General features: G+C 61.7%; 25 protein-coding genes. 6 read left to right on the top strand and 19 right to left on the bottom strand.

Going from position 1 to position 26,445, the window contains the following annotated elements; all coding sequences use genetic code 11:
- Positions 1-2 precede the first annotated feature (2 nt).
- Positions 3-2,006, bottom strand: coding sequence for a hypothetical protein (locus NKJ06_RS23855; protein ID WP_352810817.1), 2,004 nt, complete (start codon positions 2,004-2,006; stop codon positions 3-5).
- Positions 2,003-3,547, bottom strand: coding sequence for an NAD(P)H-hydrate dehydratase (locus tag NKJ06_RS23850; protein ID WP_352633730.1), 1,545 nt, complete (start codon positions 3,545-3,547; stop codon positions 2,003-2,005). The genes NKJ06_RS23855 and NKJ06_RS23850 overlap by 4 nt, the downstream gene beginning before the upstream one ends.
- A 359-nt stretch (positions 3,548-3,906) precedes the next feature.
- On the opposite strand from NKJ06_RS23850, the gene NKJ06_RS23845 reads away from it, so the two are divergent.
- Both NKJ06_RS23845 and glnA read left to right on the top strand, forming a co-directional pair.
- Positions 3,907-4,245: a P-II family nitrogen regulator gene (locus NKJ06_RS23845; protein WP_006205430.1), complete on the top strand. Its 339-nt coding sequence runs from the start codon at positions 3,907-3,909 to the stop codon at positions 4,243-4,245.
- A gap of 64 nt (positions 4,246-4,309) precedes the next feature.
- Positions 4,310-5,719, top strand: coding sequence for a type I glutamate--ammonia ligase (glnA, locus tag NKJ06_RS23840; RefSeq protein ID WP_352633728.1), 1,410 nt, complete (start codon positions 4,310-4,312; stop codon positions 5,717-5,719).
- Between the two features lie 738 nt (positions 5,720-6,457).
- Here glnA and NKJ06_RS23835 read toward each other — a convergent pair.
- The gene (locus NKJ06_RS23835) at positions 6,458-7,327 is read right to left on the bottom strand and encodes a LysR family transcriptional regulator (protein ID WP_352633777.1); all 870 of its coding nucleotides are present in this window, start codon (positions 7,325-7,327) and stop codon (positions 6,458-6,460) included.
- Between the two features lie 97 nt (positions 7,328-7,424).
- Between NKJ06_RS23835 and NKJ06_RS23830 the strand changes: the two genes are divergently transcribed.
- From NKJ06_RS23830 to NKJ06_RS23820, 3 genes are all read left to right on the top strand, one after another.
- Positions 7,425-8,486 carry an alkene reductase gene (locus tag NKJ06_RS23830; protein ID WP_352633727.1) on the top strand — a complete coding sequence of 354 codons (1,062 nt, stop codon included), beginning with the start codon at positions 7,425-7,427 and terminating at the stop codon, positions 8,484-8,486.
- Positions 8,487-8,603: 117 nt separating this feature from the next.
- Entirely contained in the window at positions 8,604-9,572 is a 969-nt protein-coding gene (locus NKJ06_RS23825; protein WP_352633725.1) for an NADP-dependent oxidoreductase, read from the top strand.
- Between the two features lie 174 nt (positions 9,573-9,746).
- Entirely contained in the window at positions 9,747-10,082 is a 336-nt protein-coding gene (locus NKJ06_RS23820) for a TfoX/Sxy family protein (protein WP_352633723.1), read from the top strand.
- A gap of 159 nt (positions 10,083-10,241) precedes the next feature.
- Here the strand turns inward: NKJ06_RS23820 and NKJ06_RS23815 are convergent, their stop codons facing one another.
- The gene (locus NKJ06_RS23815; RefSeq protein ID WP_352633721.1) at positions 10,242-11,282 is read right to left on the bottom strand and encodes a glutamine synthetase beta-grasp domain-containing protein; all 1,041 of its coding nucleotides are present in this window, start codon (positions 11,280-11,282) and stop codon (positions 10,242-10,244) included.
- A gap of 315 nt (positions 11,283-11,597) precedes the next feature.
- Between NKJ06_RS23815 and NKJ06_RS23810 the strand changes: the two genes are divergently transcribed.
- Positions 11,598-11,795 carry a DUF2735 domain-containing protein gene (locus tag NKJ06_RS23810; protein ID WP_352633719.1) on the top strand — a complete coding sequence of 66 codons (198 nt, stop codon included), beginning with the start codon at positions 11,598-11,600 and terminating at the stop codon, positions 11,793-11,795.
- 76 nt (positions 11,796-11,871) lie between these two features.
- Here NKJ06_RS23810 and NKJ06_RS23805 read toward each other — a convergent pair whose 3' ends face one another.
- The 15 genes from NKJ06_RS23805 to NKJ06_RS23735 all read right to left on the bottom strand — a co-directional run.
- Entirely contained in the window at positions 11,872-13,761 is a 1,890-nt protein-coding gene (locus tag NKJ06_RS23805; RefSeq protein WP_352633717.1) for an MFS transporter, read from the bottom strand.
- 194 nt (positions 13,762-13,955) lie between these two features.
- Positions 13,956-14,747: an ATP12 family chaperone protein gene (locus NKJ06_RS23800; protein ID WP_352633716.1), complete on the bottom strand. Its 792-nt coding sequence runs from the start codon at positions 14,745-14,747 to the stop codon at positions 13,956-13,958.
- A gap of 12 nt (positions 14,748-14,759) precedes the next feature.
- A complete protein-coding gene (locus NKJ06_RS23795; RefSeq protein WP_352633775.1) occupies positions 14,760-15,632 on the bottom strand; it encodes a DMT family transporter in 873 nt (290 codons plus the stop codon).
- A gap of 47 nt (positions 15,633-15,679) precedes the next feature.
- The gene (locus tag NKJ06_RS23790) at positions 15,680-16,660 is read right to left on the bottom strand and encodes an RluA family pseudouridine synthase (protein ID WP_352633714.1); all 981 of its coding nucleotides are present in this window, start codon (positions 16,658-16,660) and stop codon (positions 15,680-15,682) included.
- Between the two features lie 60 nt (positions 16,661-16,720).
- Positions 16,721-17,095 carry a fluoride efflux transporter CrcB gene (gene crcB, locus NKJ06_RS23785; protein WP_352633712.1) on the bottom strand — a complete coding sequence of 125 codons (375 nt, stop codon included), beginning with the start codon at positions 17,093-17,095 and terminating at the stop codon, positions 16,721-16,723.
- A gap of 68 nt (positions 17,096-17,163) precedes the next feature.
- Positions 17,164-17,994, bottom strand: a complete 831-nt coding sequence (locus NKJ06_RS23780) for an aspartyl/asparaginyl beta-hydroxylase domain-containing protein (protein ID WP_352633710.1) — start codon at positions 17,992-17,994, stop codon at positions 17,164-17,166.
- 275 nt (positions 17,995-18,269) lie between these two features.
- Entirely contained in the window at positions 18,270-19,577 is a 1,308-nt protein-coding gene (locus NKJ06_RS23775) for a replication-associated recombination protein A (protein WP_352633709.1), read from the bottom strand.
- Positions 19,578-19,619: 42 nt separating this feature from the next.
- Positions 19,620-21,107 (bottom strand): Do family serine endopeptidase, encoded by a 1,488-nt coding sequence (locus NKJ06_RS23770; RefSeq protein ID WP_352633707.1) that lies wholly within the window; start codon positions 21,105-21,107, stop codon positions 19,620-19,622.
- 201 nt (positions 21,108-21,308) lie between these two features.
- Positions 21,309-21,740, bottom strand: coding sequence for a 50S ribosomal protein L17 (gene rplQ, locus NKJ06_RS23765; RefSeq protein WP_352633706.1), 432 nt, complete (start codon positions 21,738-21,740; stop codon positions 21,309-21,311).
- Positions 21,741-21,844: 104 nt separating this feature from the next.
- Positions 21,845-22,855 carry a DNA-directed RNA polymerase subunit alpha gene (locus NKJ06_RS23760; RefSeq protein WP_352487615.1) on the bottom strand — a complete coding sequence of 337 codons (1,011 nt, stop codon included), beginning with the start codon at positions 22,853-22,855 and terminating at the stop codon, positions 21,845-21,847.
- A gap of 104 nt (positions 22,856-22,959) precedes the next feature.
- Positions 22,960-23,349, bottom strand: coding sequence for a 30S ribosomal protein S11 (gene rpsK / locus NKJ06_RS23755; protein ID WP_006205444.1), 390 nt, complete (start codon positions 23,347-23,349; stop codon positions 22,960-22,962).
- A 161-nt stretch (positions 23,350-23,510) separates the two neighbouring features.
- Positions 23,511-23,879 (bottom strand): 30S ribosomal protein S13, encoded by a 369-nt coding sequence (rpsM, locus tag NKJ06_RS23750; protein ID WP_023757968.1) that lies wholly within the window; start codon positions 23,877-23,879, stop codon positions 23,511-23,513.
- A 203-nt stretch (positions 23,880-24,082) separates the two neighbouring features.
- Positions 24,083-24,679, bottom strand: coding sequence for an adenylate kinase (locus NKJ06_RS23745; RefSeq protein ID WP_352633703.1), 597 nt, complete (start codon positions 24,677-24,679; stop codon positions 24,083-24,085).
- Entirely contained in the window at positions 24,676-26,016 is a 1,341-nt protein-coding gene (secY, locus tag NKJ06_RS23740; protein ID WP_056588610.1) for a preprotein translocase subunit SecY, read from the bottom strand. Before secY ends, NKJ06_RS23745 begins: the two co-directional genes overlap by 4 nt.
- A 194-nt stretch (positions 26,017-26,210) precedes the next feature.
- Positions 26,211-26,445, bottom strand: a 235-nt coding sequence (locus NKJ06_RS23735) for an uL15 family ribosomal protein (protein ID WP_352810810.1), incomplete at its 5' end; no start/stop codon positions are given.

Raw genomic sequence — 26,445 nt, 5'->3', positions numbered from 1 at the left:
ATTCACTCCTCTGCCGCTGCACCAAACCCCGCCCCCATGGTGGCGCGGACGGGACTGCCCCAGGGCGTCGCGTGGTTGTCGATGCGCATCTGGAAGATGAAATAGGTCGGCGAGCAGAAGCCGATGCCTCTGACCTTGCCGATGCCCGGTGTGTCCGGCGGCAGCGACTGGCACATATAGTCCTCGCGGCAGAAATGATCGGCCGAACAGGCCGGCCGGTTGCCGCGATTGACGGCGCCGCCGAGACATTGGTCGAAATTATTGGTGGCCACGCAGATGTCGAATTTCTTGCCGCCCACCAGCCCGCAAATCTCGTTCGGCATCGGCTTGCCGGCTTTGAAGGCGGCAAATGTACGGTCCTTGTCGTCACAGCCGCGATAGGCGATGCCGCCAGGCGCGCCGATCTTCGGCGGACGACAGGTGTAGGCGGTGCGGGAGACATCCGGCGCGAAGGCGGCGAACTGGCCCGATATGCTGTAGCGGTCATTGAAAGGCTGTGCCGCGTTGCTGGCGATCGAGCCGGTCAGGCAGGGATGGCCAGAAAACATCTTTTCGCTGTCCTTGGGCAGCAGGCACTGCGCCAATTTCGTGCGCACGCCCGAAGCGATGGCCAGCGGCGTGCAGACCGTGCCGCCGCCGCACTGCCAGCTCGCGCCGAAGCGGGCGGCATCGTCCGGCATCAGGCACGGCATCGCCATCTCGGCCGGCGCGTAATCGACCGCGCCCGCCGCCCTGCAGGGCCCCGGGGGCGCGGAGGAGGCCGGACCGCACCGGGTCGGGTCCCGGCCCGCCGCAGTTGCGCGCAGCCATGCCTGGCGGCGCGGAATCTCGGCATGAAGATGCGGCGAAATGCCGACCTCGATGCGGTTCAACGGCGATGTCGTCTTGTCGTCGAGGCCGATGAAATGGAAACCGGCGGTGGAACCGGCCTGATGACACCCTTGGCAGGCGCCATTGTCCAATCGTTCAACCAGCGCTTCCGGCGTGCGCACGAGTTTCAGCGCGGAATAATCGAGCGATGCGAATTCCCGGGGTTGGAATAATTGCGTAAACGGATGATTGGCCTGCCGCGCACTGCCGAAGGTCGACCACGAGATGATCTTCCTTGCCAGGAACTCGTCGGGGATTTCGTAGACGCCCTCGTCGACCGTCGGCAGATTGGCGCCGACATAGGCGGCAAGCCGCGCCTTCAGCGCCGTGTCTTGCGAGAGCCGTACGGTGTCGGGCGTGTTCTCCAGCGGCTTCTCGCTGATCGTTTCGCCGTCGATGCCGAATATCCGCATGAGATAGGCGGCCTGGCCGCCGAACTCGGTTTCCTGGCCGGAGGGAAAGCGCACCACCTGTGCGTTCAGCTCCAGCTGCTTGAAGGTCAGCCCGGCTTTGTCCAGCGGTCCGCCGGTCAGCCAGCCGGCATCGGCGGTCTCGTCAAGCTGTGGCGTCCAGCGTCCGGCAACGCCGACGCAACCGCCATCGGCATCGGGCGCGGCGCTGTAGATGGCATTGAAGTTGAACGGCAGGCGCGAGGCCAGCAGCTTGCCGTTTTTCCGAAAGCTGTAGGCCAGGCGGTAGATGAGGCGAACCTCGCCGCAGCTCTTGTCGCCCCGCAGCGCGGCGAAGTCGCGACGGTCGAGCCGATTGACGACGCCGACCAGCCGGAAGCGTGCGGCATCGGTCTTCAGCCAGCGCATGTCCATGATGCGGCCGACATTGCCGTCGGTGACCTCGTAGAGCGGCCGCCCACCGGCCTTCATGTCGGCACGCAGTGCCGCAACATCGGAGGCAACCGTTTCGACGATGGCGTGATAGGCCGGCGCCTCGTCGTAGAGCGCCTTCAGACCGTCCTCGCCGTCGACGCCGAAAACGTCGGCGAAGCCGAAACCCTTGGCATCGAGCGCGGCGAGCACCGCCGGATCGTCGATGACAGTAACAGGGCCTTCGGCGCGCGCCGTTGACGCCACGAAGACCGCAAAGAGAGTGGCGAGCAGCAGGGCCAGGGCGCGCCTCACTGAGCCGCCGTGCGCGTGTCGAAGAGTTCGCGCAATACCGGCACCAGCGCCAGCGGCAGATCCTCGGCGATCAGACCTGGTCCGAACCGGCTGCCGGCTTCTGCATGCAACCACACCGCAGCGCAGGTCCCTTCGAAGGGCGGCATGCCTTGTGCCAGCAGAGCGGCGATGATGCCCGACAACACGTCGCCCGAACCGGCTGTGGCCAGCCACGGCGCGCCGTTGGAATTGATCGCCGCTTTCCCATTGGGAGCAGCGATCACCGTGTCGGCGCCCTTGTAGACGATGACGGCATTGGCCCGCGCTGCGGCCGCTCGCGCCTTAGCCAGTTTCGACAGGGTCTTGTCGCCGGCGATATCGGGGAACAACCGGCCGAATTCACCCTCATGCGGTGTTATCACCAACGCTGGAGCGTTCGGCTGACGGGCGGCTTCGAACAGTGCCTGGGGCTGGTGAGCCAGAGAGGTGATGGCGTCGGCATCCAGGACGATCGCATTTGCGTGGCTTGCGGTCGCCGATGCACGCGCACCATCCGCCAAAGCCTTGATCAGCTGCAGGGCGAAATCGCCAACCTTGGGTTTGGGGCCGAGCCCCGGTCCGAACACCAACGCTTCGGGATGGCGCGCCGTCAGAAATTCCTGCACCTCCTCGAGCGAACCCGCTTCTCGCAGCATGATAGAGGTCAGGTGTGTCGCGTTGACCTGCATGGCATTGCCAGGCGATAGCACGGTGACTGCCCCTGCCCCGCTTCTCGCGGCGGCGAGCGCTGACAGTCGCGCCGCGCCCGTGGTGCTGGGGCCGCCTGAAAAAACGCCGACATGGCCGCGCTTGTATTTGTGCGCGTCGACCGCCGGCACGGGAAATTCCTGCAACCACAGGTCCGGCACATTCTCGAAAGTCGAGACAGCGAGCTGGGCGATGATGCCATCGCCGATACCGATATCGGCGAGTACGATTTCACCGCATTGCCCGCGTCCCGGCAGCAGCAGATGGCCGGGCTTTTTCCGTGCGAAGGTGACGGTGACCTCGGCGCGAAACGCCCTGCCCAATATGTCGCCGCTAGCTCCCGAGACCCCCGACGGCAGGTCGACCGCGACCACAGGCAGGCGCAGGGTTGTCACGCTATCGACGGCTTTCGCGACATCGCCGGACAGCGGCTTGGACAGCCCTGCCCCATAGAGCGCGTCGACCACGATCGAGCCGACCTCGGCGTCAAATCCAGACAGCGGCCGCGGCTTGATCGGGCACTCCGCGGCGGCGAGCGCCGCATCGCTTTCCGGTCTTGGCGCTCCGGATGCCCAGATCGTGGTGCCGACGCCGCTGTCGGCCAGTATACGGGCAACGACGTAGCCATCGCCGCCATTGTTGCCGGGCCCGCACAGCACATGGACGTGCTTCGCCGAGGGATAGCGCTTGAGGACCTCGGCCGCGACCGCTTGACCAGCGCGCCGCATCAGTCCGATACCGTCGACTGCACCGGCGGCAATCGTCTGCCGATCCGCCTCGCTCATCTCGGCGGGGACAAGAAGTTCGTTGCTCATGGATTGCCGATCCGCATTCGATCAAGCATTGTCCAATTTTCGATCCGAAGCAAACAAGGGGGAGTTGCCGAGATCTACAGCCACATCGCTGGCACGAGGGCATCGCAGGCACAAAATTGCCTGAGGGGTAGGCGATATGCCTAATTTTTGTGCGGACGCAGGTGCTGGCGCTGTGTAGGCTCCAGCAGCCCATGCCGCTTCCGGTACAGCGAATGACGTGAATTTGCATCCCGGCGCGGCGCGACTTTGAAATCGTATGAGACCGCTTCGAATCCGTCCAATTGGCACAGTTCGTGCTTGATGGAGGCGCAAGCGGGGGCTCACAACCCGTTTTTTTGGCAGTGGAGGCCACTTTTTACATGAAAAAGATCGAAGCGATCATCAAGCCATTCAAGCTGGACGAAGTGAAGGAAGCGCTTCAGGAGGCCGGACTGCAAGGCATCACTGTCACCGAGGCAAAGGGCTTCGGTCGTCAGAAAGGCCATACCGAACTCTACCGCGGCGCCGAATATGTCGTCGACTTCCTGCCGAAGGTGAAGATCGAGGTCGTCCTTGGCGATGATGCGGTCGAAGGTGCGATCGAGGCCATCCGCAAGGCTGCCCAGACCGGCCGTATCGGCGACGGCAAAATCTTCGTTTCCAATATCGAGGAAGTTGTGCGAATCCGCACCGGCGAAACCGGCATGGACGCGGTCTGACCCGACCCGACCATTTTCCTAAAACGTCATCATAAGAAAACGTCATCACACAGGGATACATGACATGACGACAGCCAAAGACATCATGAAGCAGATCAAGGACAACGACGTGAAATTCGTCGACCTGCGCTTCACAGACCCGAAGGGCAAGCTGCAGCACGTGACGATGGATGTCATCGAGGTCGAGGAAGACATGTTCGCCGATGGCGTGATGTTCGACGGTTCGTCGATTGCCGGCTGGAAGGCCATCAACGAGTCCGACATGGTGCTGATGCCCGATCCGGACACCGTCCACATGGACCCGTTCTTCGCTCAGTCGACCATGGTCATCCTGTGCGACATCCTCGACCCGGTTTCAGGTGAATCCTACAACCGCGATCCGCGCGGCACGGCCAAGAAGGCCGAGGCCTACATGAAATCGGAAGGCATCGGCGACACCGTCTTCGTCGGCCCGGAAGCCGAGTTCTTCGTCTTCGACGATGTGAAGTACAAGGCCGACCCCTACAACACCGGCTTCAAGCTCGACTCCACCGAACTGCCGTCGAACGACGACACCGACTATGAGACCGGCAATCTCGGCCACCGTCCGCGCGTCAAGGGCGGCTACTTCCCGGTGCCGCCGATCGACAGCGCGCAGGACATGCGCTCCGAAATGTTGACCGTGCTCGCCGAAATGGGTGTGCGCGTCGAAAAGCACCACCACGAGGTGGCGGCTGCCCAGCACGAACTTGGCATCAAGTTCGACGCCCTGGTGCGCAACGCCGACAAGATGCTGATCTACAAATACGTCGTGCACCAGGTCGCCAACGCCTACGGCAAGACGGCGACCTTCATGCCGAAGCCGATCTTCGGCGACAACGGCTCGGGCATGCACGTCCACATGTCGATCTGGAAGAACGGCAAGCCGACCTTCGCCGGAAATGAATATGCCGGCCTGTCGGAAAGCTGCCTGTTCTACATCGGCGGCATCATCAAGCACGCCAAGGCGATCAACGCCTTCACCAATCCGCTGACCAACTCCTACAAGCGTCTGGTGCCCGGCTACGAAGCGCCGGTGCTGCTCGCCTATTCGGCGCGCAACCGCTCGGCGTCCTGCCGCATCCCGTTCGGCTCGTCGCCGAAGGCCAAGCGCGTCGAGATCCGCTTCCCCGATCCGGGCGCGAACCCCTATCTCGGCTTCGCGGCGCTGCTGATGGCTGGTCTCGACGGCATCAAGAACAAGATCCACCCCGGCCAGCCGATGGACAAGGACCTCTACGACCTGCCGCCGAAGGAGCTGAAGAAGATCCCGACCGTCTGCGGCTCGCTGCGTGAAGCGCTGCAGAGCCTCGACAAAGATCGCGGCTTCCTGAAAGCCGGCGGCGTCTTCGACGACGACCAGATCGATAGCTACATCGAGTTGAAGATGGCCGAAGTGATGCGCTTCGAAATGACCCCGCATCCGGTCGAGTACGACATGTACTACTCAGTCTAAGATCCCGTTCGGATCGTCTTTCAAAGCCCTTGAGGGATTTCTCCTTCAAGGGCTTTTTGCTGTCATGCAACGGGGTCACTACCGGCCCTCGTCCGCCACCCATAGGCAGGCGAAAGCACGTCGGTCGGTGACGTCGGTTCAAGCTCACAAAAATTGGTTGTCTATTGGGCGGAAGACCGATCGGGCTCGAAAAATGAAGCCAGGAGCGAGCGGAGCACTGTCTCAGGCTACAGTGACCGCTCGTCCGGCGCCCCCGCCAATGCCGCCGTTCAAGAAAACCCCGCCCGTCCGAACAGCATTGCGTGACGTAACCCCAAGGCTTGCGAATACGCATGCTCCACCGCGACCTGTCAACGCCGCCAAACGGGCTGTGGATGGCCGATTTCGCTGCATGAACAGATGCTTATGGAAGGGCCGCCGTCACCAATAAGTGCTGGAAAAGGCGGTTTTCCGGGCTTTCCGACAAGCGACCGCTGGAAACGCACACGGCGGTGGCCGGAATTCTTGCGGGATTTGCGCCCGCCTGAATTGCCTGACTTTTTCTGGGTATGTTTTGTCCGGGATGCGATCTGCCGGATAATGGCAAAAAAGAACCCCGGCCTGGGCCGGGGTTCTCGCAAAGAGCAGACCGCCGGAGGGACGTGAATCTACCCTGCAAGCTCGTCGGGACCGTGCAGGTTCCAGTCGTCTGGCCGCCAGGATCAGCAGGTAGTAGACCGCCGCCACGAGCGATCGAGGTCACATGAGTTTCGAAGAAAGAAATTCAATGAAGCGTTGGGTTTTGGCTGGAATGAGGCGGGTCTCCGTCACCGCGTAGATGCTTACTGGCGTGCCTTGCCATTCGGGCAGAATGTGACGAAGGCGCCCAAATGCCAAGTCCTCTGCGGCAATCTTTTCGGGAAGCAGGGCTATGCCGGCGTGGTTGACCGCCAGGGCGCGGATCATACCCATGCTGTTGAGCGTGAAGCGGCCTCGGGCGCTGACGTCCGCTCTCATTTCCCCCCTGTGCAATGTCCATGTCGGTATTCGCAGCATGCAAATACATTCATGCTCCGCTAGCTCCGCTGGCGTCGTCGGCTCACCTTGAGCTTCGATATAGGAATCTGACGCATAAAGGTGGCGCGAATGCCGCCCGATCAGGCGAGCGATCAGACTGGAATCCTCGAGTTCGCCCATTCGGATCGCCACATCGAATGGCTCGGCGACCAGGTCGACACGACGTGGCGTCAGGTCGAATTCGAATGTGATGCCAGGATACTGCTGGGCGAAATCAACGATAATTGGCGTGAGGTAGAGCGTAGCGAAATCGACCGGAAGTGAAACCCGCAGCACCCCCGTCGGCTGCTTGAGCATTGCTCCGAGCTGCTCGTGGGCGAGCCGAGCTTCGTCAACGATGCGCTTGCTGCGCTCATAGTAGAGCTGGCCAGCCTCGGTGAGTTCAATCTTTCGCGTCGTGCGATGCAGCAATCGCAGACCGATTGCCTTCTCCAACTCACTGATGCGCCGCGAAAGCGTCGAGTTCGGCATATCCAGAACCGCTGCCGCTTTTCGGAAGCTCTTGGCTCTGGCTACCTCCACGAACAGCGCCATATCGTTGAGATGGCTCACAAGATTGCTCCATTTATGGAAATGTGATTTCGATTTTGCCAGATTTATCCTGTATTTGGAATGGTGGATAAGGGTCTTCAACGAATGGAGACCTCTCATGAATCAACTTTTCAGTTCGGCGCCTGTCGGACGCTACACGCTCCCCAACCGCCTGGTCATGGCGCCCATGACCCGCAGCCGCGCGGCTTTCGATGGCACGCCCGGCGAACTGGCAGCCGAATATTATGCTCAACGCGCGGGTGTCGGTCTGATCATCACCGAAGGCACTCAGCCCTCGGATGATGGCCAAGGCTATCTCAGCACCCCCGGCATTCACACGCCAGCCCATGTCGCGGGCTGGCAGAAGATCACCGCCGCCGTGCACAACAAGGGCGGTCTCATCTTCATCCAGCTCATGCACACCGGTCGTATGTCGCATCCTGACAATACGCCGCATCGTCGCCAGAGCGTTGCGCCCTCCGCAATTAAACCAGGAACCGGCATGTTCACGCCGACCGGTATGCAGGACATTCCCACGCCTCGGGCGCTAACTATCGCCGAGGTGCAGCAGACCGTAGCCGATTTCCGCAACGCGGCACGCCTGGCGATCGAGGCTGGAGCCGATGGCGTCGAAATTCATGGCGCGAACGCGTACCTCATCCAGCAGTTTTTCGCGCCAAGCGCCAATACACGCACGGACGCATATGGCGGCTCCATCAACAATCGCGCCCGCTTTGCCATCGAGGTCGCAACCGCGATCGCCGAAGAAATTGGCGCGGACCGCACTTCAATCCGCCTGTCTCCCGGCACGAGCATGTGGGGGATCGATGAGGGGGCGGACGGGCCCGATGTCTACCGTTTCCTTGTGGCAGAACTGGAGAAGCTGGGGCTGGCCTATTTGCACATCATGGATCAGGGCAACCAGCCGTTGCTGGCCGACATCCGCAAACTTTGGTCGGGCGCTTTGATCCTCAATCGCCCGGGTCGGGTGCGGGAACAGATTGGCGCTGACGTTGCCTCGGGACTGGCCGATCTTGAGGCCTACGGTCAGATGGTTCTCGCCAATCCAGACTTCGTCGAACGTTTGAAGTCCAACGCCGCGATGAATTCGGCGGTCCAAGCCACGTTCTACGGCGGCACCGCGCTTGGCTATACCGACTATCCCGGGCTGAACGCCTAATCCAAATCCGACGCCAGCGGTCCGATCAATGTCTCCGACCTGACATGGATTGCCCAATTGGAAGTCCTCCCGTGGTGGACTTCCAAGACCTGTCGCCCCATAGCAAGGACAAACTCCATGAACCTCGAACGCGACGCCGCCTCACCTCAAGCGCTTGGCTCTAGCCGGGCACTGCGTCTGCAAGCGTATGGCGGCACTGACAGCTTGAAAGTCGATACGGTTCATACCCCCGAGCCGGGTCCGGATCAGGTCCTGGTCCAGGTCAAAGCCGCTGGCATCAACGGAATGGATTGGAAAGTCCGTGAAGGCTATCTGCGTGAAAGGTTCAATTTAGCGTTGCCCGCCACCCTTGGCATCGAAATGTCGGGCGTCGTGCTCAAGGTCGGCTCGAACGTCAAAGACGTGAACGTGGGAGACAGAGTCATGGCTGCGCTCGGTGGCCTCGGCGCCTATGCCGACCATTTGGTGATAAACGCCGAAAAGCTCGTCAAGACACCTGCAACCTTGTCGGACATCGACGCGGCAGCGGTGCCGGTGGCGGCGATGACGGCATGGCAAGTCCTCCAGGTCGCCGGATTCGACCTTCGGGGGAAACGGGTGCTCATCCACGGCGCGGCTGGTGGGGTAGGCAGCTTCGCTGTTCAATTCGCCAAGGCGGCAGGTGCGGCCGTTTATGCCACAGCCTCGACAAAGAGCGTGGCCCATGTCCAAGTCCTCGGTGCTGACGAAGTGATCGATTACCAAAAGCAGAAGTTCGAGCTTGTTGCGAGCAACATCGATCTCGTTGTCGATCTCGTCGGCGGTCCGGTCGTGGACAAGTCGTGGGCCATCCTGTCGCAAAATGGTATCTTGGTGAGCATCGCTGCAACCGACGTGGTTGCCCGGGCACCGGAAGGCCGCCGGGGCGTTTGGTTCTCGGTCAAGCCCGACACGGCTCGGTTAGCCACCATCGCCCAACAAATCGCCGATGGCTCCCTGCGATCGGTGATCGCTGACGTGGTTGCCTTCGAGGATCTGGCCGAGGCCATCGAGCGCAACCGTACCGGTCACGCGCCCGGAAAGACGGTTGCAGACTTCACCCGCTGATTTTTGGCCTGCTGCCTGCACTTTCTGCACCGAGGCAAACACGTTGGCTGCCGCGTTATCGAATGCGGCAGCCACTTTTAGGCTGCCGTCGCCAACATTCCCATGCGCGAAACGCTGAGGCGTGTACGATCGGCAGATTAGCTTTAGCGGGTTCAAATGCGAACGCGAGGACAGATGGCGAATAAAATTGAACAGGCCAAAGAAGTCGCCGAACGGTTGTCAACTTGGGCAAACGTCAAGACAAGACCGCTGTTCGGTGCCATCGCTCTGTATCGTGGAGACCATGTCTTCGCGATGGTGTGGAAGGGAGCGGTCTATTTCAAAGTAGACGAAAACACCCGAAAAGATTTTGACGCGGCGGGGTCGCACGCCTTGGAATATCAAAGCCAAGGCAAACCCCAAGCTCTCAAGCCCTATATGGAAGCGCCGGCCGATGTTTTGGAAGATGACGAGACATTGGTTCAATGGGCCGAAAAGGCGTATCGCGCCGCGATAAAAAGTCATCGCTGACGGCGATCTCTACCGTTCGCACCCCTTTTCCACCCCATCTCGGTCATTCCGCATTTATGAGTTCACGGCCTAAAGCGGACACCGGGCCATTTCCATCAACTCATAAGCAAAAAGGCCCCGGCGCGAATGCCGGGGCCTTTTTCATTCGAGCCGAAACGCTTACGCGGCGGCCGAAACCTCAGCGCTTTCCGAGACCGAAGCAATCGTTTTCAGGATCTGCGAGGCGATCTGGTAGGGGTCGCCCTGGGAGTTCGGGCGGCGGTCTTCCAGATAGCCCTTGTAGTCGTTGTTGACGAAGGAATGCGGGACGCGGATCGAGGCGCCCCGGTCGGCGATGCCGTAGCTGAACCTGTTCCACGGCGCGGTCTCATGCTTACCGGTCAAGCGCTTGTCGTTGTCCGGTCCGTAGACGGCGATGTGGTCCATCAGGTTCTTGTCGAAGGCTGCCATCAGCGCTTCGAAATAGGCCTTGCCGCCGACTTCGCGCATATAGGCGGTCGAGAAGTTGGCGTGCATGCCCGAGCCGTTCCAGTCGGTGTCGCCGAGCGGCTTGCAGTGGTATTCGATGTCGATGCCGTATTTCTCGGTCAGGCGCTGCATCAGATATCGCGCCATCCACATCTGGTCGGCGGCCTTCTTGGAGCCCTTGCCGAAGATCTGGAATTCCCACTGGCCCTTGGCCACTTCGGCGTTGATGCCTTCATGGTTGATGCCGGCCGCGAGGCAGAGGTCGAGATGTTCCTCAACGATCTGGCGCGCGACGGAGCCGACATTGGAATAGCCGACGCCGGTGTAGTACGGGCCCTGCGGTGCGGGATAGCCGCTTTCGGGGAAGCCGAGCGGGCGGCCGTCCTTGTAGAAGAAATATTCCTGCTCGAAGCCGAACCAGGCACCCTCGTCATCGAGGATGGTAGCGCGCTTGTTGGAGGCGTGCGGCGTGACGCCATCAGGCATCATGACTTCGCACATGACCAGCACGCCGTTGGTGCGGGCGGGATCCGGATAGACCGCAACCGGCTTCAGCACGCAGTCGGAGCTGTGCCCCTCGGCCTGCTGGGTCGAGGAACCGTCGAAGCCCCAGAGCGGCAGCTGCTCGAGCGTCGGGAATTCGGCGAATTCCTTGATCTGCGTCTTGCCGCGAAGGTTGGGGACCGGGGTGTATCCATCGAGCCAAATATACTCGAGCTTGTATTTCGTCATTCTAGCCTCTCGTTGCTTGATCACCGAACCTGGATGACGCCGGCGCGCCGAGCCATCCAGCAGCCCAGCTGCCAAGTCGATAAAATGCAATTCGTGTGCCATTTCCACTGCGCCGGGTGCGTCAAAAATGCCCGTTCATCCCAGCGATGCAGCCGAGCCATCTAAGCATTGCGCCAGGATCGACCAAAGGCAGAATCTGCTTAAATAACAGGCAAACGCTGATCTTTCTTTAGGCATCTTGCCTAAGCGGTTTGCAGGACCTACTTTGATGGAAAGATGAATCGACCAAGGTCCGCAGAAGAAAGGCGACCGACAATGGAAATCACGTCAGCCCGTCCGTCGGCAAAAATCCTGATGTTCCCGGTGGCAGCGCGCATGACTGCCTCAAATTTAGGCGTGAAGGCTAAGTTCGCGGCAGAGCTTGCCTCTTTGCGCGATCATCCGCTCGACCATGGCGAGGCCTGGTACCATGAGGCTGCCATCGCGGAAGCCGAATCGCCTCGCAAGAGCTAGACGTCTCCAGGCCATACAACAGAAAAACCCGGCGCGATTGCTCGCGCCGGGTTTTCCGTTGACCAGTTGAGCTCGCCTACTCCTTGGCGTGCAGGTCGGTGCCGAGCGTATCCTTGACGAAGATCATGCCAATGACCAGCGACATCGCCGCGATTACCACCGGATACCAGAGGCCATAATATATGTCGCCCTTGTAGGCACTCAGCGCGAACACCGTTGCCGGCAGCAGGCCTCCGAACCAGCCATTGCCGATGTGGTAGGGCAGCGACATACCGGTGTAGCGAATGCGGGTCGGGAACATCTCGACCAGGATCGCTGCGATCGGCCCGTAGACCATGGTCACGAACACGACCAGGATGAACAGGATACCGATGGTCATTGGCCAGTTCACTGCCGCCGGGTCGGCGAACATAGCGAACGCGCCGCCACCTGGAATATTGTAGACGGTGACTTCAGGCGCACCCGCTGCTTCATCGGTGGTCAGCAACTTGTCCTTCACGGCCTGGTCGATCGGCACAGTAGCCTTTTCACCGGCGCGGATTGCGGCAGCGTCCAGCTTCAGTTCCGGGTTGGCGGCGACAAACGCGTCGAGCTTCTGGTCCGCAACCTTGATCGCCGCACGCTTCAGCGGATAGCCTCCGTCTTTCAGAGACATGTTGACTGCTTTCACGAAGGCCGCGTCCTTGGCCTTGGCCTGATCGCCAGCAGCGACGGCGTCATAGGATTCCACCGTCTCGTTGCCGATCTTGACCGATGCGGCTGTTCCGGCCGCAGCCGTCGACACCACGTCAAACGGAACCGAGTTCTTGGTCAGGAACGACGTTGCGATGTCACACGAGGTCGTGAACTTCGCCGTGCCGACCGGATTGAACTGGAACCTGCAGTCGCCGGGTGCAGCCGTCACCGTGGCGCGGGTGTTCTGCTGCGCCGTGGCAAGCGCCGGATTCGCAGCCCAGGTCAGTGCCTTGAACAGCGGGAAGGTGCAGACAATCGCCAGAGCAAGACCCGCCATGATGATCGGCTTGCGGCCGATCTTGTCGGAGAGCCAGCCGAAGACGACGAAGAAGATTGAACCGACCGCCAGTGCGATGGCGATCATGATGTTTACCGACTGCGCGTCGACCTTGAGCACGTTGGTAAGAAAGAACAGCGCATAGAACTGGCCGTTGTACCAGACCACGGCCTGGCCGGCGGTGAGGCCGAGCAGCGCCAGCAGGGCAATCTTGGCATTCTTCCATTGGCCGAAGGCTTCCGTGAGCGGCGCCTTGGAGCCCTTCCCCTCATCCTTCATGCGCTGGAAAGTCGGCGATTCGGAGAGCGAGAGCCGGATCCAGATCGAGATGCCGAGCAGCAGGAAGGAGACGATGAACGGAATACGCCAGCCCCAGGCAGCATAGGTTTCCTTGCTCAATGAAGCCTGTACGATCAGGATCACAATCAGCGACAGGAACAGGCCGAGCGTCGCCGTCGTCTGGATCCACGACGTATAATAACCGCGCCGGTTATCCGGCGCGTGCTCGGCGACATAAGTGGCCGCGCCGCCATATTCGCCGCCCAGCGCCAGGCCCTGCAGCATGCGCAGGATGATCAGGATCACGGGGGCTGCGATGCCCAAAGTCGCATATCCAGGCAGCAAGCCGACGAGGAAGGTCGACAGGCCCATGATCGTCATGGTGACAAGGAACGTATATTTACGGCCGACAAGGTCGCCGATGCGGCCGAACAGCAGTGCGCCGAACGGGCGAACCAGGAAGCCGGCGGCGAAAGCCAGCAGCGCGAAGATATTGCGCGTCGCTTCCGGAATGGTCGGACTGAAAAACGTCGAGCCGATGAACACCGCGAGCGAGCCGTAGAGATAGAAATCGTACCATTCGAAAACGGTGCCGAGCGAGGAAGCGAAGATGACCTTCTTCTCTTCCCGCGTCATGCCGCGGCTCGTTCCGCCGGCGGTCGATGCCATTGCCATTGAGTTATCCTCCCGTGTGAACCCTTGTCCTCGATGCTGCGCGTCAATGTCCGCGTTCTCCTCCGAACGCGGACTCAAGCACCGCAATCATGGAAAAAATGACAGAAAGCGCTCGCCAAAGGCAGCGCGTCTTTGGGATTATGACTTTGGTATTAGGTGCGCTGCGGGATGAAGCCGAACGAGCGGTGGAACCGTCAGCCCTTGAGCGCTTCGAGCAGGCTGGCGGCAGCCATCATGTCGCGCTTGCGGGCCGCGCGGCGCGCGACTGCCTCCGCATCCTGCCCCCAATGCTCGATCTGCCAGTCCTCGTCGACATGGCCGGCAGCCCAGGCGCCCTCGGCGTCGAGCTCGCCGAAATCGACAGCCAGCGCCAGCAGCGCGGAGCCGGTCAGCGAGGTCATCACATGGATGGCGGCGAGCCGCAGCGGTTCGGCGCGCTGGGCAAGATGGATGCCCAGCACGGCGATAGTTTCGCGCGGCTGCTCGACGTGGATGATGCCTTCGGCGAGATTGAACCTTGCGCCGAGGCTGCCGCGCGCCCAATCGAGGACCGGGTCCCAATGCTCGTTCTGCCGTTCCACCAGCCCTTGCGGCGCCTCGGCGCGGTAGCAGAGCAGATCGGACGAGGCAAAGCGCAGGATGTCTTCCAGCACCGCCTGCGGATCGCTGGCGACGCCGTCGATGGCGGTGTTGACGAGGCGCATCACCGGCATCGTCACCGGATCGATGGTCTCGCCCTGGGCGGCGAACTCGTCGGCGACGAGCGCAGCCGCGGCCTCGGTCGGCAGCGCCAGCAGCGCCTTGCCCGGCGTGCGCACCGGCTTGCCGTCGAGATGCACTGCAAAGCCGCCTTCCACCGGCGCGACCGAGACGGTCTTGTAGAAGCGCTTCGGCAGAGGTGTCTTCATCTGGATCTGGGCGCGGCGCATCGGATCCGGGTCGGAAAGATGCTTGCCCGCTTCGAGGTCGTTGAGGATATCACGCATAGAAGGTCTCTCTCACACCGGCACGATCTTGCGCGCCGGCCGGTTGACGATGATCAGGCCGGCGGCAATCAAGCCAAGTGCCAGGAAAATGCGCATGGTCAGCGGCTCATTCAAGAACATGGCGCCGCACAAAACGCCGAAAACCGGCGACAGGAAGGTAAAACTGGACAGGCCTGACGCCGGATAGCGCCGCAGCAGCCAGAACCACAGCACATAGGTGAAGGCGACGATGTAGAACGCCTGGAACAGCAGAGCCAAAGTCGGCAGCACGGTCGGGTCGCGAACGGGCGGCCCGGCGAGAGGCAGCACCAATATGCCAACGATTGCAGCACCGGCGAGCTGATAGAGCAAGAGCTTTTCAGCACTCGCCTCGACCAGCTTCGACCGCTTAATGAGGATGTTGGTCAAAGCCCAGAAAAATCCGGAGCCGAGGCTCAGGAGATCGCCGAACAGCATATCCCCGCCACCGCCAAGCTTATCGGAAAACACCGCGGCAAGGCCGGCAAAAGCCAGTAGCAGGCCGAGGAACTTGCGCAGGGTGATCTGTTCGCCGAGCAGGAAATGGCCGCCGAGCAGCATCCAGAACGGCATCGTGTTGACCAGCAGCGTGTTGCGGGCGACGGTCGTATGCTCCAGGCCGACATAGAGGCAGAGGAACTCGATGCCGAAAAGCGCGCCCACGGCTATGCCCGCGCGCAATGTCCCGTCGCGCGTGAAAAGCGCGATGCCGCGCCACCGACACCAGGCGAAGACACACAACCCGCCGATGATCGAGCGCGCGATCGACAGGAAGACCGGGTCGTAGCCGGCGTAGGAGATCTTGGCGGCGACATAGTTCAACCCCCAGGAAAAGGTCAGGCCCACCATGATGGCGGCGGCGGCCATGTCGACCGTGTCGCGGCGATCGAGCGCGTCGGTTGCGCCGCTCAAAGTCAATCCTCCGCGCTGGCGTCGTCGAAGCCGATCAGGTTCCAGCTCTGGCGCATATGCGGCGGCATTGGCGCGGTGACATCGATGACGCCCTTGTCGGGATGCGGAATGATGATGCGGCGCGCATGCAGATGCAGGCGGTTTTGAATGCCGCCTGGAAAATCCCAGTTGGTATCGGCCTCGAAATATTTCGGATCGCCCAGGATCGGGCAGCCGATGTAAGCGGCATGGACGCGAAGCTGGTGGGTACGGCCGGTATAGGGCTCCATTTCCAGCCAGGTCATCGTCTGCGCTGCCTGTTCGATGATGCGGTAATAGGAAACGGCGTGGTCGGCCCCCTTCTCACCATGCGCGGCGACGCGGACGCGGTCACCGTCAGGCGTCGGCTCCTTGATCAGCCAGGTCGAGATCTTGTCCTCGCGCTTGGGCGGCACGCCCTTGACCAGCGCCCAGTACGTCTTCTTGGTCTCACGGGCGCGAAACGCTTCCGCGAGTTTCATGGCGGCAAGCCGGGTGCGGGCGACCACTAGGACACCCGAGGTGTCGCGGTCGAGCCGATGCACCAGGCGCGGCTTCTCGCCCTTCTGGTTGCGCCAGGCTTCCAGCATGTCGTCGACATTGCGGGTGACGCCGGAGCCACCCTGCACGGCAAGGCCTGCCGGCTTGTTGAAGACGAAGACCTTGGGGTCCTCATGGATCAGCATTTTCGCCAGGACATCGGCATCGCCCTGGTTGCGGATCGAGTGACCGGTCAGCGCGCTCTCGCCCTTCCTGTCCACCTCGAGCGGCGGGACGCGCACCATCTGGCCGGGCTCGACACGCGTATCGGCCTTGACCCGGCCGCCATCGACGCGGATCTGGCCGGAGCGCAGCAGCTTCTGCAGATGGCCGAAACCAAGGCCCGGGAAATGGGTCTTGAACCAGCGATCGAGCCGCATGCCCGCCTCGCCGGCCTCCACCGTGATCTGTTCAACGCCTGCCATATCTTTTCGCTTATCCGTTTCCCGGCAGGGCTCGGCCCTGCTCTCGGCGCGGCAATAGCATTATGAAACGGTTCTTGCGAGCCAAAGTCCCAGAAACAGGGCGATAATGGCGCCAATGACGCTGGCAAGCGCGTAACCAAACGCCGGCAGCGTGGCTCCTCGCTCCCACAGCGTCGCGAAATCGAGCGAGAACGCGGAGAAAGTGGTGAAGCCGCCCAGAATACCGGTGGCGACGAACAGCCTAAGTTCGTTCGATCCGCCGCGGCGCGCCAGGATGGCGATGAACAGCCCCATGGCGAAGGAGCCGACGATGTTGATGGCCATTGTGCCCCAGGGATAGTTGGGGCCGACAAGGCGCAGCGCGCCTGTGTTGGTGAGGTGACGAATACCGGCGCCGATGCCGCCACCGACCATAACGAGAAGCAGATTCAACATGATCGGTACTGTCCCCGGGCTATTTAAATGCAGCCGGTGCCGCCAGCTGCATTGAGCAGTTGCCCTGCTCAGGTCGTCTCGGTCTTCTTCGCCTTGGTCGAACCGATCATCTTCCAGTTCTTGTAGAACATGGAATTGATGCGCTCGACGCTCACCGAGACGATGGCGAGCATGGCCGCGATCAGGCCGGGAACAGGGGACGGACGGATGATGTCCATGAACACGCAGTAGCGGCGGCCGTCATACTCGTTGACCGAGCGATGCAGCAGCGTGTCGTCGAAGATGAACAGTGGATTGTCGTACCAGTAATTCTTGACGTTGCCGCACTCGACGAAAATCTCCGATTTCACCGGGATCAGATTGTAGAGAATGCGCAGGCTGAGCCGCAGTGGGCCGAAGTGCCAGGAGGTCGATTCGCGCTTGCTGAAGACGGAAACGGCGATGGTCTTGATGTATTTGAAATCCTTGTTGAACTCGGCGACGTTGTCGATTTTGTGCTTGCCGTACCACTGGTAGACATACATGCCGCGCCGGCCGGCGCCGAAATTGGCGTCGATGTCGGCGATGATCTCGTCCTTGCGCGCCTTGAAGATGTCCAGGACCTCATTGACCTCGCGCTGATAGTCGGCGGGAAACTGCTCCAGCTTCCAGACGCCCGGATTTCTGTAGCACAGCAGGTCGACCAGCAGATTGAACGGCGAAAGCAGCCAGGTGAACAGGCCGTTGCCGAGGAAGTAACCGCTGAACAGCGATAAATCCTTGCGGTCGTTGCGCAGCACGTCGATGAGGCCGCAAACGATGAAGATCGTTGTCAGGATGGGAATGAAATAAAAGCCAAGGGCGAGAAGCGGGATGGCAATAGCGAATTTGCGAAGGGATTTGCGAAGGGTTTTTGTCATTTTTCCACGCGCGAAGCGCAATCCTGTTGCGAATGAGGTGCCCAAATCACGGCAACGACCACCGCCCGGTCGTGCGCCTTGATAAGGTTTTTTGGGTCACCACACAACGGCCGTGGTATCGCGGCCGGCTGGCTGCCTGATGAAGCCTGCCGGTATCAGGTCAATGCACTGCCGGCAGGCCAAGCTCGTCCCATTTTTCCCTGGGAACCAGGCGGAAATGCCCCAGGGCAAAGCCTCGTTTCGGAGCGTGACGACGACCGGGTCACGCAAGCCTGCTATTCCCGCTCTTTGCGCAGCTTCGCCCAATAATCGAGCCGCTTCCTGATATCGCGCTCGAAGCCGCGCTCGGGCGGATCATAGAAGGTCTGGCGGCCCATCTTCTCCGGAAAATAGTCCTGCCCCGAAAAGGCATCCGGCTCGTCATGGTCGTAACGATAGCCGGCGCCGTAGTCCTCCTCTTTCATCAGCTTGGTCGGCGCATTGAGGATGTGCTTGGGCGGCAGCAGCGAGCCGTGTTCTTTCGCGGCCCGCGTGGCAGCCTTGAATGCGGTGTAGACGGCGTTGGATTTGGGCGCGGTGGCGAGATAGACCGTGGCCTCGGCAAAGGCGAGCTCGCCCTCGGGCGAGCCCAGATAGTCGTAAGCGTCCTTGGCGGCATTGGCGACGACCAGCGCCTGCGGATCGGCAAGGCCGATGTCTTCCATGGCCATGCGCACTAGCCGCCGGCCGAGATAGAGCGGATCCTCGCCGGCATCGAACATGCGCGCAAGATAATAGAGAGCTGCATCGGGGTCCGAGCCACGCACCGATTTGTGCAGCGCCGAGATCAGATTGTAATGGCCGTCCTGGCCCTTGTCGTAAATCGGCGCACGGCGCTGGACGATGCGTTGCAAGCCCTCGGGATCGAAGACCTCGCCGGGCTTTGCCGCCCGCCAGACCTCTTCGGCGAGCGTCAGCGACGCGCGGCCGTCGCCATCGCTCATGCGGATGAGCATCGTTCGTGCTTCGTCGTCGAGCGGCAGCGCCCTGCCCTCGGTTTCCTCGGCCCGCGCCATCAGCTTGGCGATGCTCTCCTCGCCCAATGAATGGAAGACCAGAACGCGCGCGCGCGACAGCAGAGCGGCATTCAGCTCGAAGGACGGGTTTTCGGTTGTGGCTCCGACGAGCACGACCGTGCCGTCCTCCATGACAGGGAGGAAACTGTCCTGCTGGGCGCGGTTGAAGCGATGGATCTCGTCGACGAACAGCAAGGTCTGGCGGCCGTTGGCACGGCGCAGCTTGGCTGCTTCGAACACCTTTTTCAGATCGGCGACGCCGGAAAAGACCGCCGATATCTGCTCGAAGGCCAAGCTGGTCTCGCCGGCCAGCAATCGCGCCACCGTGGTCTTGCCGGTGCCCGGCGGCCCCCAGAAGATCATCGAGCCGAGCGAGCCGGACCCGATCAGCCGGGTCAGCGCGCCGTCGGGGCCGGTCAGATGTTCCTGGCCGACGACTTCGCCAAGGTTTCTCGGCCGCAGCCTGTCGGCCAGCGGCCGCCCGGGCGACGCCTTTTCCGGTTCATCGACGCTGAACAGATCGGCCATGCACTTCTTTTTCGCTGGAGCATGAGCCCGAAGGGACCTGCTCTAATAACGCAACACCTGACGCAGTATCTGCCCGCCGCGCTCGACGGTAAAGCGCCACCAGCGCGTATCCGTCTTGGCCGCCAGCTCCAAGGTAGCCGCGGTATCGATGGTGGTGCCGTTCACTTCGCGCACGATGTCGCCCGGCTGGAAACCGAAATCGGCGGCCGGCGAATCGCGGTTGATGTCGACCACGGTGACGCCCTTCATATCTGTGCGCAGGCCAAGCCGCTGGGCGAGCCGGGGCGACAGTTCCGCGACCTTGGCGCCTGAGAACGGGCTGCGGCCATGCAGGGTCACTTCGGCAGCCTTCATGCCTTCCGGAGCGCGCTCCAGCGCGATGTCCATCGCCGCCTGCTGACCCTTGGTCAGAACCGCGAAATTGGCGGTGGTGCCGATCGACAGCGTCGCCATCCGGTAGTCCAGCGCCTCGATGCTCTCGACCGGTTTACCGTTGAGCTGCAGCACGACGTCGCCGGGCTTGAGCCCCGCCTTGGCGGCCGGTCCGGTCGCCTCGACGGACGAGACCAGTGCACCGGTCGGCTTCTCCATGCCGAGCGATTCGGCAATCTGCGGCGTCACCGCTTCGAACTCGGCGCCGACATAGGGCCGCTCGAAGAAGTCGAGCCCGGCCTTGGCGGCGTCGGCAAAGGCGCGAACCATGTTCGAGGGAATGGCGAAGCCAATGCCGATCGAACCACCACCGCGGCTGTAGATGGCCGTGTTGATGCCGACCAGCTGGCCGCCCATGTTGATCAGCGCGCCGCCGGAATTGCCGGGGTTGATGGCAGCGTCGGTCTGGATGAAGAAACTGGAATCCGACACGCCGATATGGCTGCGGGCAAGCGCCGAGACGATGCCGCTGGTGGTAGTCTGGCCGACGCCGAAGGGATTGCCGATGGCCAGCAGCAGATCGCCGACCTCGAGCGCGTCGGAATCGCCAATGGCAATCACCGGAAACGGCTTGTCCGAGGTGATCTTGAGCACGGCAAGATCGAACGTCTCGTCCTTCAGCAGCACCTTGCTGTCGAATTCACGCCCGTCCGCGGTCGCCACCTTGACCTGATCGGCATCCTTGATGACGTGGTAATTGGTGACCACGACGCCGGTCGGATCGACCAGCACGCCGGAGCCGAGCGACGACTGCGCACGTGGCTGCGAGCGGCCGAAGAATTCCTCGAAGAACGGATCGCCGTCGAAAGGCGACGTCACCTTGGCGGTCTGCGAGGCATAGACATTGACCACGGCCGGCGCCGTCTGCTTGACCAGCGGCGCAAACGACAGTTGTACTTCCTCGCGGCCGAACGGCACGCGCTTGTCGGGACCGGAGGTGGCGTTCTCGCCTTCGACCCCGTGCAACAGGTCGGTCAGCACGTCGGACAGGCCGGGATCGGTCTTGGTCTCCTCGGCCAATGCCTGCCTGACCACCGGTGCGGCCGCAAACGCCATCATGGCGAAGAGCAGAACAAGGGACAGTCGGTTGGCGCGCATTCACGAATCCTCCAAGGCGAGTTCGGGGGCATTGTCCCGACGATTGTGCAAAATGAAAGGCTAAGCCGCCGAAATCCGATTATTTTGGGCAGAGACCCCCGGTTTCGGCCGCGAGATCGGCTTTGAGCGCCCGCTATTGCTTCCCAGAAAACCAAAAAGGGGCCCGAAGGCCCCTTTGAAATCATTTGGAAAAACCGAGCCTTATGCGGCTGCGGCGTCCGCTTCGGTGCCTTCGGCTTCGATGCGGGCGCGGTCGCCGGCGCCCTTGGCCGAAATGTCGCGATCGACGAACTCGATGACGGCCATGGCGGCATTGTCACCGTGGCGGAAGCCCGCCTTCATGATGCGCAGATAGCCGCCATTGCGGGTGGCGTAGCGCGGGGCGATGGTGTCGAACAGGCGCTTGACGACGCCCTCATTGCCGATCTGCGCGATCACCTGGCGGCGGGCGTGCAGGTCGCCGCGCTTGCCGAGCGTCACCAGCTTCTCGACGATCGGACGCAAATCCTTCGCCTTCGGCAGGGTGGTGACGATCTGCTCATGCTCGAGCAGCGACACGGCGAGGTTGGCGAACATCGACTTGCGATGGCTAATGCTTCGGGCGAAGCGACGGCCTTTGAAACCGTGGCGCATGGCTCTTTTCCTTCTTCAGTTGTTCAGGAGGCCGAGGCCCCTGATGGTTTTCCGCATGACCGTCGGATCGAGCGGCCCACGCCGCCGATCCTTGGAATTCATGCTCAATATTGATCTTCGTAACGCTTGGCGAGGTCTTCGATGTTTTCCGGCGGCCAATCCGGCACTTCCATGCCGAGGTGCAGGCCCATCGCCGCCAGGACTTCCTTGATCTCGTTCAGCGACTTGCGGCCGAAGTTCGGAGTGCGCAGCATCTCGGCTTCCGTCTTCTGGATCAGGTCGCCGATATAGACGATGTTGTCGTTCTTCAGGCAGTTGGCCGAACGCACCGAAAGCTCGAGCTCGTCGACCTTCTTGAGCAGCGCCGGGTTGAAGGCGAGCTCGGTGACGGCCTCGGTGGCGACTTCCTTCTGCGGCTCGTCGAAGTTGACGAACAGGCCAAGCTGGTCCTGCAGGATGCGGGCGGCGAAAGCCACCGCGTCCTCGCCGGTGATCGAACCGTCGGTCTCGATGGTCATGGTCAGCTTGTCATAGTCGAGAACCTGGCCCTCGCGGGTGTTCTCGACCTTGTACGAAACCTTCTTGACCGGCGAATAGAGGCTGTCGACCGGGATGAGGCCGATCGGCGCGTCTTCGGCGCGGTTGCGGTCGGCCGGCACGTAACCCTTGCCGGTGTCGACGGTGAATTCCATGCGGATTTCAGCGCCCTCGTCCAGCGTGCAGATGACGTGGTCGGGGTTGAGGATCTCGACGTCGCCAACCGTCTGGATGTCGCCGGCGAGAACCGCACCAGGTCCCTGCTTGCGAACGACCATGCGCTTGGGGCCGTCGCCTTCCATGCGGATGGCGATTTCCTTGATGTTCAAGACGATGTCGGTCACGTCCTCGCGCACACCGGCGATGGACGAGAATTCATGCAGAACACCGTCGATCTGCACGGCGGTAACAGCCGCACCGCGCAGCGAAGACAAAAGCACGCGACGCAGCGCGTTGCCCAGCGTCAGGCCAAAGCCACGCTCGAGCGGCTCGGCGACCAGCGTGGTCAGCGTCTTCTTCTTCGACGAGAACTCGATCTTGTTCGGCTTGATCAGTTCCTGCCAATTTTTCTGGATCATGATGCTTTCCTTCCGTTGACCCGCCACCATCCAATCGTGGCGGGCGACCTGGAATGCCGTGGAGGAGCGCCCCAAGGGCGCTCGCGCGACGTTCGGTAAATTGCTTAGACGCGACGCTTCTTGCGCGGGCGGCAGCCATTGTGCGGGATCGGCGTCACATCACGGATCGAGGTGATGGTGAAGCCGGCCGCCTGCAGGGCGCGCAGTGCCGATTCACGACCGGAGCCGGGTCCGCAGACCTCGACTTCGAGCATGCGCATGCCGTGTTCCTGGGCCTTCTTGGCAACGTCTTCGGCAGCCATCTGGGCAGCGAACGGGGTCGACTTGCGCGAACCCTTGAAGCCCTGGGCACCGGCCGACGACCAGGCAATCGAATTGCCCTGCGCGTCGGTGATGGTGATCATCGTGTTGTTGAAGGTCGAATTGACGTGGGCAACGCCCGACGAGATGTTCTTGCGTTCGCGACGGCGAACACGAGCGGCTTCCTTGGCCATGATAGTCCTTTCAGTTGATCTCTACACCGCCGTAATGCCAGCGGCTCCACCTTCGTAAGGGAGTAGGGAAATAGGGCAGTAAGGGAGTAGGGGAAAAGTGCGACCCGATTGCGGGCATTCCCTACTGCCTTACTCCCCTACTCCCCTATTCCCCTAAAAAATTACTTCTTTTTGCCGGCGATCGACTTGGCCGGGCCCTTGCGGGTGCGCGCATTGGTATGCGTGCGCTGGCCGCGGACCGGCAGCGAGCGGCGGTGACGCAGGCCGCGGTAGCAGCCGAGGTCCATGAGCCGCTTGATGTTCATCGAGACTTCGCGGCGCAGGTCACCCTCGACCTGATAATCGCGATCGATCGCCTCGCGGATCTGCAGCACTTCCGCGTCGGTGAGCTGGTTGACGCGACGCTCGGCCGGGATGCCGACCTTGTCGACGATCTCCTGGGCGAACTTCTTGCCAATGCCGTGAATGTACTGAAGCGCAATGACGACGCGCTTGTTGGTCGGAATGTTGACGCCGGCTATACGAGCCATATTCTTCTCTTCTCCATGTGGGCCGGCCAACCTTCTAAAAAGGCAGGCCCGGCGCTAAGTTGCCCCGCGTCCGGTGGAGGCCGGCCCATGCGGGAGTTTCCAGTTCAAAGCGGCTGCCTTGCCCTTGCGGACAAGCAAAGCCAATACCTGATAGGAAGACGGGCCGCCATACCGCAGCGAACCGCTTCCGTCAAGTGCAATCGTTAATTTCCCCGCGCTGCGTCCTTGAGCACCGCTTCGATCTGCTCCGTCACGGCATCGATATCGGCCATGCCGTCGACACTCCGGAGCTTGCCCTTGGCGTAGTAGTAGCCAATCAGCGGCGACGTCTTCTTGTAGTACTCTCGCAGACGCTCCTCGAACACGGCCGGATTGTCGTCCTTGCGAACGGGCAGACCGGCGGCCTGCGCCTCGTCAGCGCGCTTGACTATCCGGCCGACAAGCGCCTTGTCGTCGACGACAAGTTCGACGACGGCGTCGAGGCCCTGGGAGCGATCCGAAAGCATCTGCTCAACCGCGTCCGCCTGCACCAGGGTCCGCGGATATCCGTCGAGGATGAACCCGTTGGCACAGTCGGCCTGATCGATACGCTCGGCGACGATCGCGTTGACGATGGCGTCGGACACCAGCTCACCGGCATCCATCACCGCCTTGGCCCGCTTGCCGACTTCGGTGCCAGCCTGGACGGCAGCACGCAACATGTCGCCCGTCGAAAGCTGGGGTATGCCGTGTTTTTCTACCAGTCTTTGTGCTTGTGTCCCCTTGCCCGCTCCTGGCGGCCCAAGCAATATCAACCTCATCTGGCTTTCTTCCCCCCGCGCAGCTTCGACTTCTTGATCAGGCCTTCATACTGGTGCGCAATCAGGTGACCCTGAATCTGCGCAACCGTATCGAGCGTGACACTGACCACGATCAGAAGCGATGTGCCACCAAGGTAGAATGGCACGCCAGTCGCCGAGATCAGGAACTCCGGCAGCAGGCACACCAGCACCAGATAGATGGCGCCGACGACGGTGATGCGGGTGAGAACGTAATCGATATAATCGGCTGTGCGCTCGCCCGGACGATAGCCCGGGATGAAGCCCGAATGCTTCTTGAGCTGGTCGGCTGTGTCCTTCGGGTTGAAGACAATCGCAGTGTAGAAGAAGGCGAAGAACACGATCATCGCCGCATAGAACAGCATGTAGAGCGGCTGGCCATGGCCGAGCGAGGCGAGCACGGTGCTAGCCCAGGCCGGCATGTTGGTCGTCTGCGAGAAGCCGGCGACGGTGGCCGGCAGCAGCAGCAGCGACGAGGCGAAGATCGGCGGAATGACGCCCGACGTGTTGAGCTTCAGCGGCAGATGCGAGGTATCGCCCTGGAACATGCGGTTGCCGACCTGGCGCTTCGGATACTGGATCAGCAAGCGGCGCTGGGCGCGCTCGAAGAACACGATCAAGGCGATGACGACGATGGCGAGCACGATGATCGCCAGGATCAGGCCGGTCGACAGCGCGCCGGTGCGGCCAAGCTCCAGCGTGCCGGAGATGGCGTGCGGCAGGCCGGCGACGATGCCGGAGAAGATGATCAGCGAAATGCCGTTGCCGATGCCGCGGGCGGTGATCTGCTCGCCGAGCCACATCAGGAACATCGTGCCGCCGACCAGCGTCACGACGGTCGAGATACGGAAGAACATGCCGGGATCGCTGACGATGCCGTTGCCGCCTTCCAGACCGACCGAAATGCCATAGGCCTGAACCAGCGCAAGCAGCACGGTGCCGTAGCGCGTGTATTGGTTGATGACCTTGCGGCCCTGTTCGCCTTCCTTCTTCAGCGCTTCCAGCGACGGGATGACCGAAGTCATCAGCTGCATGATGATGGAGGCGGAGATGTAAGGCATGATGCCGAGCGCAAAGATCGCCATGCGCTGTACGGCGCCACCGGCGAACATGTTGAACATGCCCAGCACGCCCTTGCTCTGCGAGGAGAAGGCCTGGGCGAAGGCGTCGGGATTGATGCCGGGAAGCGGAATATAGGTGCCGAGGCGATAGACGAGCAGCGCGCCGATCGTGAACCAGATGCGTTTCTTCAGATCCTCCGCTTTGGCGAAGGCCGAGAAATTCAGATTCGAGGCTAATTGTTCAGCAGCCGAAGCCATGCCTGATTCTCCGCTTGGTAACGCTTGATGGCCCTGAGGTCAGGCGGTGCGTTTCACCGAAGCTCACGAGATAAGCTCCGGGCTCTAAACATGCAAGCGGCCGCGTCGACGCGGCCGCCTAAATTGCGCAGATCAAAGTGCAATCGTGAGCAAAAAATGGATCCCACTCTTGCCGATCGCGCTTCAAATTGCCGTTACTCAGCAGCTGCCTTTTCCGGCAGTTTGACCGAGCCACCAGCCTTTTCGATCTTCTCGATCGCGGCCTTGGAGGCGCCGGCAACGTCAAAGGCGAGCTTGGCCTTGATCTCGCCGTCCGAGAGGATGCGCACGCCGTCCTTGACGCGGCGGATAACGCCGGCGGCAACCAGCGATTCAGCCGTCACGGTTGCCTTGGCGTCGAGCTTCTTGGCGTCGATGGCCACCTGGATG

It is taken from the genome of Mesorhizobium sp. M0293 (genome assembly GCF_040321735.1).
Classification (GTDB): domain Bacteria; phylum Pseudomonadota; class Alphaproteobacteria; order Rhizobiales; family Rhizobiaceae; genus Mesorhizobium.
Note: the sequence above shows the minus strand (reverse complement) of the source record. Positions and strands in the feature narration are given on the sequence as shown.